The organism is Nonomuraea zeae (genome assembly GCF_005889725.1).
Classification (GTDB): Bacteria; Actinomycetota; Actinomycetes; order Streptosporangiales; family Streptosporangiaceae; genus Nonomuraea; species Nonomuraea zeae.
This window is the reverse complement of record NZ_VCKX01000375.1, coordinates 1-10,484: the sequence shown is the minus strand read 5'-3', so window position 1 is coordinate 10,484 and position 10,484 is coordinate 1. Positions and strand designations below refer to the sequence as shown.

The 10,484-nt window shown below is 70.6% G+C and carries 8 protein-coding genes; 6 read left to right on the top strand and 2 right to left on the bottom strand.

Features of this window, described 5'->3' with window-relative positions; all coding sequences use genetic code 11:
• Window positions 1–57: 57 nt before the first annotated feature.
• The 4 genes from tsaB to ETD85_RS55230 all read left to right on the top strand — a co-directional run bounded on the left by tsaB (window position 58) and on the right by ETD85_RS55230 (window position 3,104).
• On the top strand, window positions 58–717 hold the full coding sequence (gene tsaB, locus ETD85_RS55245; RefSeq protein ID WP_138697868.1) for a tRNA (adenosine(37)-N6)-threonylcarbamoyltransferase complex dimerization subunit type 1 TsaB: 660 nt from the start codon (window positions 58–60) through the stop codon (window positions 715–717).
• Window positions 718–728: 11 nt separating this feature from the next.
• On the top strand, window positions 729–1,160 hold the full coding sequence (gene rimI / locus ETD85_RS55240) for a ribosomal protein S18-alanine N-acetyltransferase (RefSeq protein ID WP_138697867.1): 432 nt from the start codon (window positions 729–731) through the stop codon (window positions 1,158–1,160).
• The gene (gene tsaD, locus ETD85_RS55235; RefSeq protein WP_138697866.1) at window positions 1,153–2,184 is read left to right on the top strand and encodes a tRNA (adenosine(37)-N6)-threonylcarbamoyltransferase complex transferase subunit TsaD; all 1,032 of its coding nucleotides are present in this window, start codon (window positions 1,153–1,155) and stop codon (window positions 2,182–2,184) included. Before rimI ends, tsaD begins: the two co-directional genes overlap by 8 nt.
• Window positions 2,185–2,264: 80 nt before the next feature.
• A complete protein-coding gene (locus ETD85_RS55230) occupies window positions 2,265–3,104 on the top strand; it encodes a sigma factor-like helix-turn-helix DNA-binding protein (protein WP_206059493.1) in 840 nt (279 codons plus the stop codon).
• 89 nt (window positions 3,105–3,193) lie between these two features.
• On the opposite strand, the gene ETD85_RS55225 is transcribed toward ETD85_RS55230, so the two are convergent.
• Window positions 3,194–5,146, bottom strand: a complete 1,953-nt coding sequence (locus ETD85_RS55225; RefSeq protein WP_138697864.1) for an apolipoprotein A1/A4/E domain-containing protein — start codon at window positions 5,144–5,146, stop codon at window positions 3,194–3,196.
• 195 nt (window positions 5,147–5,341) lie between these two features.
• Window positions 5,342–6,628 (bottom strand): class I SAM-dependent methyltransferase, encoded by a 1,287-nt coding sequence (locus ETD85_RS55220; RefSeq protein WP_138697863.1) that lies wholly within the window; start codon window positions 6,626–6,628, stop codon window positions 5,342–5,344.
• A 695-nt stretch (window positions 6,629–7,323) separates the two neighbouring features.
• Between ETD85_RS55220 and groES the strand changes: the two genes are divergently transcribed.
• Both groES and groL read left to right on the top strand, forming a co-directional pair.
• A complete protein-coding gene (gene groES / locus ETD85_RS55215; protein ID WP_043623565.1) occupies window positions 7,324–7,635 on the top strand; it encodes a co-chaperone GroES in 312 nt (103 codons plus the stop codon).
• A gap of 71 nt (window positions 7,636–7,706) precedes the next feature.
• Entirely contained in the window at window positions 7,707–9,326 is a 1,620-nt protein-coding gene (gene groL / locus ETD85_RS55210) for a chaperonin GroEL (protein ID WP_138697862.1), read from the top strand.
• Window positions 9,327–10,484: the final 1,158 nt, after the last annotated feature.

The window sequence follows — 10,484 nt, the reverse complement described above, 5'->3', positions numbered from 1 at the left end:
CGTCTATGGCGGCGTACGGGCCGGGTGGGGCTGGTCCGGCGGGTAGGCTAAACAGTCGTGCTGGTCCTGGCCTTTGATACCGCGACGCCCGCCGTCACCGCCGCCCTCCATGACGGGGAGCGGGTCCTCGCCGAGTCGACGACGATCGACGCCCGGCGTCACGGCGAGTTGCTCGCCCCCACCATCGAGCTCGTGCTGGGCGAGGCACGGGCGTCGCTGCGCGACGTGACGGCCATCGTGGCGGGCAGCGGCCCCGGCCCCTACACCGGGCTGCGCGTGGGCCTGATGACCGCGCAGGGGCTCGCCACCACGCTGGGCGTGCCCGCGTACGGCATCTGCACGCTTGACGCGGTGGCCTATGGCAGCGGGCTCGCTGAGCCGTTCCTGGTGGCCACCGACGCGCGGCGCAAAGAGGTGTTCTGGGGGCGATATTCCGACATGCGCACCCGGCAGGACGGGCCCTTCGTGGACCGGCCCGCCGAGGTGCCCCTGGAGGGGTTGCCGGTCGTGGGGGCTGGCGCCGCGCTTTATGCCGAAATTTTGGGACAAGGGGGCTCCGAGCTCGACGACGTTCCGCCGTACCCGTACGCGGGAGCCCTGGCCGCCCTGGCGGCCGAGCGGCTCGCCGAGGGCACGCCGCTCGACCCCCCGCGCCCGATCTACCTGCGCAGACCCGACGCCGTCGTGCCCGGCGCGCCCAAGCGGGTGACGGCGTGAAACTGAGACGGATGACCGAGGCAGACCTGCCCGCGGTCATGGCGATCGAACGGGCCACGTTCCCGCTCGACGCGTGGAGCGAGGGCATGATGCGCGGCGAGCTGGCCGACATGCCGCGCTCGCGCCACTACGTGGTGGTCCTGGTCGACGACGAGATCGTGGCCTACGCCGGGCTCGCCGCCGCGGCCGACCAGGCCGACGTGCAGACCATCGCGGTGCTGGAAAAGCACCAGGGCACCGGCCTCGGCAGCGCCCTGCTGACCGAGCTGCTGGGCGAGGCGGTCCGCAGGGGGGCGCGCGAGATCTTCCTGGAAGTTCGGGCCGACAACCCCCGGGCACAGGCCGTATACCGGCATTTCGGGTTCGAGGACATCGGCACCCGCCGCCGCTACTACGACGACGGCACCGACGCGATCATGATGAGAAGGAAGCTTGGTGACTGACGCACCCCTGGTCCTGGGCATCGAGACGTCCTGCGACGAGACCGGCATCGGCATCGTCAGGGGCCACACGCTGCTGGCCAACACGATCGCCTCCAGCATGGAGGAGCACGCCAGGTTCGGCGGCGTGGTGCCCGAGGTCGCCTCGCGCGCCCATCTGGAGGCCATGACGCCCACGGTGGAGGCCGCGCTGGCCGACGCCGGGCTCAAGTTCTCCGACATCGACGCCATCGCCGTGACGGCGGGCCCCGGGCTGGCGGGGGCGCTGCTGGTCGGCGTGGCCGCGGCCAAGTCCTACGCGCTCGGGCTCGGCGTGCCCCTCTACGGCGTCAACCACCTGGCCGCCCACGTCGCGGTCGACCAGCTGGAGCACGGGCCGCTGCCCAAGCCGTGCATCGCCATGCTGGTCTCCGGCGGCCACTCCTCGCTGCTGCTCGTGCCCGACGTGGCCGACGACGTGATCTCGCTCGGCTCGACCGTGGACGACGCGGCCGGCGAGGCGTTCGACAAGGTCGCGCGGGTGCTCGGGCTGCCGTTCCCCGGCGGGCCGCACATCGACCGGGCCGCCCGCGACGGCTCGGGGACCGCGATCGCGTTCCCGCGGGGCAAGATCGACGACGGCACGCTCGACTTCTCCTTCTCCGGGCTCAAGACCGCCGTGGCGCGCTGGGTCGAGGCCCGCGAGGCGTCCGGGCAGTCCGTCCACGTGCCCGACGTGGCCGCCTCCTTCCAGGAGGCCGTGGTGGACGTGCTGACCCGCAAGGCGTTGCAGGCGTGCCGGAAATACGACGTGCACGACCTGCTGATCGGCGGCGGCGTGGCGGCCAACTCCCGGCTGCGGGCGCTGGCCCAGGAACGCTGCGACGCGGCCGGCGTACGCCTGCGGGTGCCGCGTCCCGGGCTGTGCACCGACAACGGCGCCATGGTCGCCGCCCTCGGCTCCGACCTGGTCGCGGCCGGGGTCACGCCCTCCTCGCTGCAGATCCCCGCCGACTCCTCGCTGCCGATCACCACGGTCCACGTCTGAGGCTCCGCGTCTTCCGCATGTCACGTTCCCGGGGTGCCCGTGAGTCTTATGGCCAGGCACCCGGCTGAGGAGTGAGGAATGTGGACGATGTCTTCGGCGTCTTCGGCGAGCACCGGAATCTGCTGTTCACGCTGGCGTACGACGTGCTCGGCAGCGTGGCCGACGCCGAGGACGTCGTGCGGGACACGTGGCTGCGCTGGTCCAGGGTGGACCGGGCCGAGGTGGTCTGCCCCCGGGCTTACCTCGTACACATCGCCGTGCGGCGCTCGCTCGACCGGCTGCGCGCCCTGCGGACCGCGCGGGAGAGCCACGTGGGGCCGTGGCTGCCCGAGCCGCTGGTGAACGCCGAGGACCCGGAGTCCGGAGCCGACCGCATCAGCAGGGGGCTGCTGGTGGTGCTGGAGACGCTGTCGCCGCCGGAGCGGGCGGCGTTCGTGCTGGGAGAGGCGTTCGGGTTCGAGCACGCGGAGATCGCCCGGATCCTGAACCGCACTCCGGCTGCCGCCCGGCAGCTCACGCACCGGGCCAGGGCGCACGTGCAGGCCGCGCGACCGCGCTCCGCGGCCGATCCGGGGCAGGCGCGGCGGGCGGCGGAGCGGTTCGTGGCGGCGGCGCTGGGCGGCAGCCTGGCGGAGCTGCTGGACGTGCTCGCCCCGGACGTCACCCTGTGGAACGACGGCGGCGGGCAGGTCCGGGTCGCGCTGCGACCGGTCCGGGGCGCTGAGAAGGTGGCGCGGCTGCTGTCCAGGATCGGGCCCCGGCTGGCGGGGTGCGAGCGGCGGTGGGCGGGCGCGACCTGCCTGCTGATGGCCGGCGGTGAGGTGCGCGCCGCCCTCACCGTCGAGCTGGATGCCTCGGGGACGCGGATCCTGGAGGCGTACGGCCTGGCCCACCCGGACAAGCTCCCCCAACTCCGGTGAGGCTGGTACGGGCCGGCCACGCGGTCACGCCGGCCAGGCCGCCCGAGCTGCGGTGCAGCAGGTTCGGGCCGGCCGGGGGCCGGGTGGGGTCAGTCCTTGGTCCTGGTCGGCCTGAGCAGGGCCTCGGCCAGCACCAGCATGGTCTCCTCCAGCGCGCCGAGGCGCTTGGTGAGGTCGGTGGTGGCGGGCTGGACGATGCCCGTGACCGTCTCGGCGAGATCGTCGCGGTCGGGGCGCGCGCTGACCAGCTCGGTGAGCGCTTCCGCGGCGGCCGTCAGGCGCTCGGCCTGCTCGCCGGCCTGCGACTGGATCAGCGCGCCGACCCGCTCGGGGATGGCCAGAGTGGTGGGGAGCTGGCCCACGCGCTGGTTGACCGCCTCGATGCGGTCGTCCAGCGCCTCCAGGTGCTCGGTGGCCTGCACGGCGCGGGTGGCCAGGCCGTTGACGTGCGTGTCGAGGCCGTTGAAGCGGGAGTCGAGCCCGCCGAACTGGCCGTCGATGGCGTCGAAGCGGCTGCTCAGGTGCTCCTCGGCCTCGACCAGCCGCTCGTCGATGGCGTCCATCTGGGTGTCGAGCTTGTTGAAGCGGCCTTCGTTGCGGGTGACACCCTCGCTGAGGTGCTGGTCGGTGGTGGCCATCCGCTCGTCGAGCGCGGCGAAACGGGCGTCGACGCGTACGTCGAGCGCGTCGAACCGGTCGTCGTGGCGGCCCAGGTGCCCGTCCATGGTGGCCAGCCGCTTGTCCACACCGCCGAGCCGGCCGTCCACGGACGTGAGGCGCTTGTCGACGCCGCCCACGGTGCCGTCGAGGCCGTCGAGCCTGGTGTCGATGTCGGCCAGGCACTCGTCGGCGGACTCCAGGCGGCTGTCGAAGCCGGTCAGCCTGGAGTCGAGGCCGATGAGCCTGCCCTCGGCCCTGTCGAGCTTGGAGTCGACGCCGTCGAGCCTGGCCGCCAGGCGCTGCTCGCTCTCGCCGAGCTGGACCGCGAGGTGGCGGTCGGCCTCGTCCAGCCGCATGGCGAGCCGCTGCTCGACGTCGGACAGGCGGGTGGTGAGCTGCTCGTCGGCCTCCTTGAGCTGGACCGAGAGCCGCTCGTCGGCCTCGTCGAGCCTGGTGGTGAGGCGCTGGTCGGTCTCGTCGAGGCGGGTGGTGAGGCGCTGGTCGGTCTCGTCGAGCCTGGTGGTGAGGCGTTGGTCGGTCTCGTCCAGGCGGGTGGTCAGCCGCTGGTCGGTCTCGTCGAGCCGGGCGGTGACGTGCCGGCCGGTCTCCTCCAGGCGGGCGGCGACGTGCTGGTCGGTCTCGTCGAGGCGGGTGGTGAGGCGCTGGTCGGTCTCGTCCAGCCGGGCGGTCAGGCGCTGCTCGGCGGCTTCCACCTGGACGGACAACTGCTCGGCCGTGCCGGCCAGGCGCTCGCCGATGCCTTCCGACAGGTCGGCGACCACGATCTCCACCCGGTCGGTACGCGTGGCCAGCTCGGTCATCGACTTGTCGAGCCTGGTGAAGCGGCTGGCGGCCGCCTCCATGCTGGAGTTGAGGGTGGCCAACGCGGTGGCGAAGTCGGACATTCCCCTAGTAATGCCATCAGTGGAATCAAGAACGGTTTGCAGGCGATTGAGTGCTTCGTCCACGCTTTCGCCGACGGTGCCGAGGTCGGCCCACAGGCTCGGCAGCTCGGCGACCGGGGCCACGCGGGCGTCCACGCTGCCCACCTTCTCCCCGACGGCGTCCACATGGTCGCGAACCGCCTCCACATGCTGCGCCAGGCCCTCGGCCCACATCGGCGGCTTGGTGGTGATGTCCTCCAGCCGGCCGTTGACCGCCTGCAAAGTGCCGCTCAGGCCGCCGAGCTCGCGCTCGCGGACCTCGCGCAGCAGCCACTCCATCCCTTCGAGTCGCTGGCGGATCTCGTCGAGCACGGCTCCCTGGGTGCGCTGCTCGTACACATGGTCCTGTGCGGCGCGCGCCAGCAGGTCTCGCATCCTCTCGGAGATGGCGGCATGACCGCCTGCCTGAAGAAGGGTGGTGTGGTTGGAAAGGTCCACCGAAAGCTCCTTCGCTCGCCGACGGTCTGCCGCGCAGCGGTGGGATAGGTCCGGTTTGCAGATGAAAGAGAGCGAACGCGGTTAACCGCATTAGGGGGGAGAACTCCCGCCCGCCCACCTTAGCCTTTCGATCAAGGTCCGTCAGGGCTGAATTGAAAGATCGCGGTTAACGAGACAATGACCGGTTTGGGGTGTTCAGGCAGGTGGGGTGGTGTCACAGATGAGGACGGAGGGTTTATCGGCAATTCTGGTAAGGATGATTACCGCAGAATTCTTCCCGTTGAGCCGCAAATCGGAGCGCAGGCGTTCGATGTCCACGGCGGAGCCGCGCTTCTTGATAGTGACATTGCCGATTTGTCGCTCACGGAGTGCGGTGCGCAGCCTTTTTAGAGAGAACGGCATAACCTCCTCGATTTCATATCGAGAGGCCCACGGGGTGTCGATCGGTGCGTCCCCGGTGATGTAGGCGATCATCGGGTCGAGCAGGCGTCCGTTCACCATTTCGGTCACTTCGCCCACGAGGTGCGCGCGGATGGCGGCGCCGTCGGGCTCGTACACGTACCGCCCGGCGGGCCCGGCAGGCGCCTGGACTCCGGTGGCGGTCAGGGTGTGGCCGCCGGGCAACAGGGTGGCCCGCCTCCCCGGCCCACGCACCTCCTCACCCGGCCCCTGCGCCCCCTGCGATTGTGCGTCCGTCCCCTGCGTCTGTCCGTCCGGGGTCGGTGTCCGGCTGCCCACTCCCTGGCCGATCCAGAGCGCGGCCTCCTTGACCTCGCCCTTGTAGGAGACCCATTCGGCCTCGGCGTCCTCGGGGATGAACTCGTACGGGATGCCGGGGGCGACCTTGAGACAGGCCAGGCGGGCACGGCCGGCCAGGTCGAGGACCACGGGCCACGGCGGCGAGTACGCCATGGGGTCGAACGTCCTGCCCCTGCTCGTCCGCCGAGCCGGATCGGCGAACAGCACGTCGTACGCCTCGGGCTCGACCTCCGCCGCGTCCCCCACGGTCACGGTCACCGCGTCGCCCAGCCCGAACGCCTCCACGTTGGCCCTGGCCACGGCGACGGTCAGCGGGTCGGTGTCCACGGCCGTCACGGTGCAACCGGCGCGGGCCAGCGCGAGAAGGTCGCCGCCGATCCCGCAGCAGGCGTCCACGACCCGTGGGGCCTGCGTAGCCTCCGGCGAGCCGGCGTGGTGCAGGGCGACCAGGCGGCGGGCGCGGTGCTCGGCGACCTCCGCCCGGGTGGACTGCTCCAGCCCGTGTGGGGTGAAGTACATCCGCTCGGCGTCCGCCCCGAACTTCGCCTTCGCCCGCTCCCTGAGACCGGCCTGGGTGAGGGCGGCGGAGGTGAGGGCGGCGTCGTACGTCTTGCGCAGCGTCGTGGCGGCGGCGACCGGGTCCTTGCCGGTCAGCTCCCCGGCCTCGGCGAGCGCCCGCTGTCCGCGCGGGGTCAGCAACTCGGTGAAGGCGTCGAGGTCCACGTCGGACGACGTTAGCGCGACGAGACGGATGCCCCGGCCAGGGGGCGCTGTCGGGTCCCCCGGCCTGGGGCGCGTCGGGCGGGTCCCAGGCCGAGAGCGCTGGGTGAGTGCCCCGGTCCGTGAGCGCTGGTTGAGGGCGGTGGGTGCCCGGCGGCACCGGAGTGGGGTTCCTTGGGTCCTCCGTGGGCGCCCAAGGTTTCCATCCGCCGCCGCCCTGCCCGCCGCTTCCGCCTGAGCCGTCGTCCGGGGGTCGTCGTGTGAGGGTCGTTGTCCAAGGGCATCTCCAGGGAGCGTCTCCAGGACGGTGATCCAGGACGGTGATCCGGGGTGATCGTTCCCGGTGGTGGTCCGGGATGATCGTCTCGGGTGCTGATCGATCCGGGAGATCGTTGCGAGCGGTCGGTCAGGTCAGCGGGCGGCGCGGTGCATGTGTGGATGTCCACGCACGTGGGAGACTTGTCACAGTCGTGGCTGGTAGAACCGCGTAAATCAGGCGATCTCATGACCGCTCTCAGGCCTGATCGCTCTCAGCAGACGCGTTCATGTTGACTGTCAAGCCCCTCTTGCATATGTTTCCTGTTGGCACTCTCGCACTGAGAGTGCCAACGTGCGACGAGGCAGGTCTGACACCCGCGACGGCAGGCCCAGCTGGTCGCCTCTTCTAGATCATTCAAATCTGAAGGGGAGGTCCGATCGTGACGACCGCCACCAAGGTTCCCGTTAAGCCGCTCGGCGACCGCATTGTGGTTCAGCCGCTTGAGGCCGAGCAGACCACCGCTTCTGGCCTGGTCATCCCGGACACCGCCAAGGAGAAGCCGCAAGAGGGCAAGGTCCTCGCGGTGGGCCCCGGCAACTGGGATGAGGACGGCGACAAGCGGATTCCGCTCGACGTCTCGGAGGGCGACATCGTCCTCTACAGCAAGTACGGCGGCACCGAGGTCAAGTACGGCGGCGAGGAGTACCTCGTGCTCTCCGCCCGCGATGTTCTCGCGATCATCGAGAAGTAAGCCGGTTGTGTCGAGCCCCGGGCGCTCTTGAGGGCGGCCGGGGCTTTCGACGCCAGGAGAGGACATTCAGCATGGCGAAGATCCTGGAGTTCGACGAGGACGCCCGCCGCGCGCTCGAGCGCGGTGTGAACGCCCTCGCGGACGCCGTGAAGGTTACCCTCGGCCCGCGTGGCCGCAACGTCGTCATCGACAAGAAGTTCGGTGCGCCGACGATCACGAACGACGGTGTGACCATCGCTCGTGAGATCGAGCTGGAAGAGCGCTACGAGAACCTCGGCGCCCAGCTCGCCAAGGAAGTTGCCACCAAGACCAACGACATCGCGGGCGACGGCACCACCACCGCGACCGTCCTGGCCCAGGCCATGGTCCGCGAGGGCCTGCGCAACGTGGCCGCCGGCGCCTCGCCGCTGTCGCTCAAGCGCGGCATCGACAAGGCCGCCAGGGCGATCAGCGACAAGCTGCTCGCCAGCGCCCGTCCGGTCGAGGACAAGAAGGAGATCGCCAATGTCGCGACGATCTCCGCTCAGGACGCGCAGATCGGCGACCTGATCGCCGAGGCGTTCGACAAGGTGGGCAAGGACGGTGTCCTCACCGTCGAAGAGTCCAACGCCATGGGCATGGAGCTCGAGTTCACCGAGGGCATGCAGTTCGACAAGGGCTACCTGTCGGCCTACATGGTCACCGACCCCGAGCGCATGGAGTCGGTCCTCGAGGACGCCTACGTCCTGATCACCCAGGGCAAGATCTCCTCCATCGCGGACTTCCTGCCGCTGCTGGAGAAGATCGCGCAGACGAAGAAGCCGCTGCTCGTGATCGCTGAGGACGTCGAGGGCGAGGCCCTGGCCGTTCTGGTCACCAACAAGATCCGCGGCACCTTCACCTCCGTGGCCGTCAAGGCCCCGGGCTTCGGCGACCGCCGCAAGGCGATGCTGCAGGACATCGCCATCCTCACGGGTGGCCAGGTCGTCAGCGAAGAGGTCGGCCTCAAGCTGGAGCACGTCGGCACCGAGGTGCTCGGCACCGCCCGCCGCATCGTGGTCACCAAGGACACCACGACCATCGTCGACGGCGCGGGTGACCCGCAGGCCATCGAGGACCGGGTCAAGGAGATCAAGATTGCCGTCGAGCAGTCCGACTCCGACTGGGACCGCGAGAAGCTGCAGGAGCGCCTGGCCAAGCTCGCCGGCGGTGTGTGCGTGCTGCGTGTCGGCGCCGCCACCGAGGTGGAGCTGAAGGAGAAGAAGCACCGCCTCGAGGACGCGATCTCCGCGACGCGGGCCGCCATCGAGGAGGGCATCGTCTCCGGCGGTGGCTCCGCGCTCATCCACGTGGGCAAGGAGCTCGACGACCTCGGTCTGTCGGGTGACGAGGCCACCGGCGTCGGCGTCGTGCGCCGCGCGCTGGTCGAGCCGGCCCGCTGGATCGCCGAGAACGCCGGCCTCGAGGGCTACGTGGTGACGCACAAGGTCGCCGAGCTCAAGGCTGGTCACGGTCTCAACGCCGCCACCGGCGAATACGGCGACCTGATCGCTCAGGGCGTCATCGACCCGGTGAAGGTCACCCGCTCTGCCGTGCAGAACGCGGCCTCGATCGCGGGCATGCTGCTCACCACCGAGGCGCTCGTGGTGGACAAGCCCGAGGAGGAGGCCCCGGCCGCCGGCGGGGGTCACGGTCACGGCCACGGCCACTGACCTGGTTCCTCTTCAGCGTTTCTCTTCAGCCGTACGGCCTGCACCCTTCCGGGTGCGGGCCGTACGGCTTTTTTGGCTTTGGGTGTGTGCGGCGGGCGCTGTGTGTGCGTTGAGTGCTGGGGGTGTACGGCGCTCCGCCGGGCGACGTGGTCGGCTGCTGGGTCGCCGCGAGCTCCTCGCCGCGCGGCACGACGCCTGGGCGGCGGCCCATCGGTGATCGTCGATGACCGGCCATCTTGAGCTCCGGTCGAACGCCGGGGGACGTCGGTACGCAGATGGCTGAGATCGGTGCCGTGGCGCTTGGCGGGGATCTTGAGCTGTGCTTCCAGGGTGTGCCGACGCTTCTGCGGCGTGTCGGCGACGGTCGATCGGGGCGGTAGTCCGTCGGAGGGGGACTCTCGCGAAGAGCCCGTCCCCCCACTGCGGGTTCGGCTGGGAGCCTCCTCACTCGTCATCTCCGCCTCGTGGAGAGCCATCGTGGGCCGCCGCCATGGCACTCCACTGAGAGGAGAGGACTTCCGGGGGGAGAGCTCCGGCGAGCGTCCCCGTGAGGAGCCTCCGTGAGAGTCCCTGGTGGGGAGTCCCCGGTGAGGAGCACCCACGAGGAGCACCCACGAGGAACCCCCCGGCAGAAGCCACTCGTCTGACGAGCCTCCCGAGAGAGTCCCCGCGAGGGAGCAGTTTCCTCCGTGAGGAGCCCTGGGGAAGTTCCTGCGAGGACCCGACGTGAGGAGTCTCCGGCGGACAGCCCCCGTGAAGCGTGCCGGGAGGAGGCATCGTGGGGAGCTGCCGTGGATGTCTCCGAGGGGGCCCACCGCTGGGACCCGGCGGGACCGTCAGACGGATCTGGGTGTGGCCGTGATGGAGGGTGGCGGCTGGCAGGGAGCTTTCGGGGGCGAGTCGGTGGGGGTGGCTCGTCCCCAGGAGGTGTCCGCCGGAGCGTGCGCTTGGGGATTCTCTGTTGGGGTGCCCCCTCAGGGTGCCCCCTCAGGGTGCCCCCTCAGGATGGCGGCCTCAGGATGCCTGTCTCGGGAGGCTCGCCACGAGGAGGCTCGCCACGAGGAGGCTCGCCACGAGGAGGCTCGCCACGAGGAGGCTCGCCACGAGGAGGCTCGCCACGAGGAGGCTCGCCACGAGGAGGCTCGCCACGAGGAGGCT

Bases quoted from the DNA above. Each gene is read 5' to 3' on its own strand.
- rimI (WP_138697867.1), top strand. From the start codon at position 729: ATGACCGAGGCAGACCTGCCCGCGGTCATGGCGATCGAACGGGCCACG.
- groL (WP_138697862.1), top strand. From the start codon at position 7,707: ATGGCGAAGATCCTGGAGTTCGACGAGGACGCCCGCCGCGCGCTCGAG.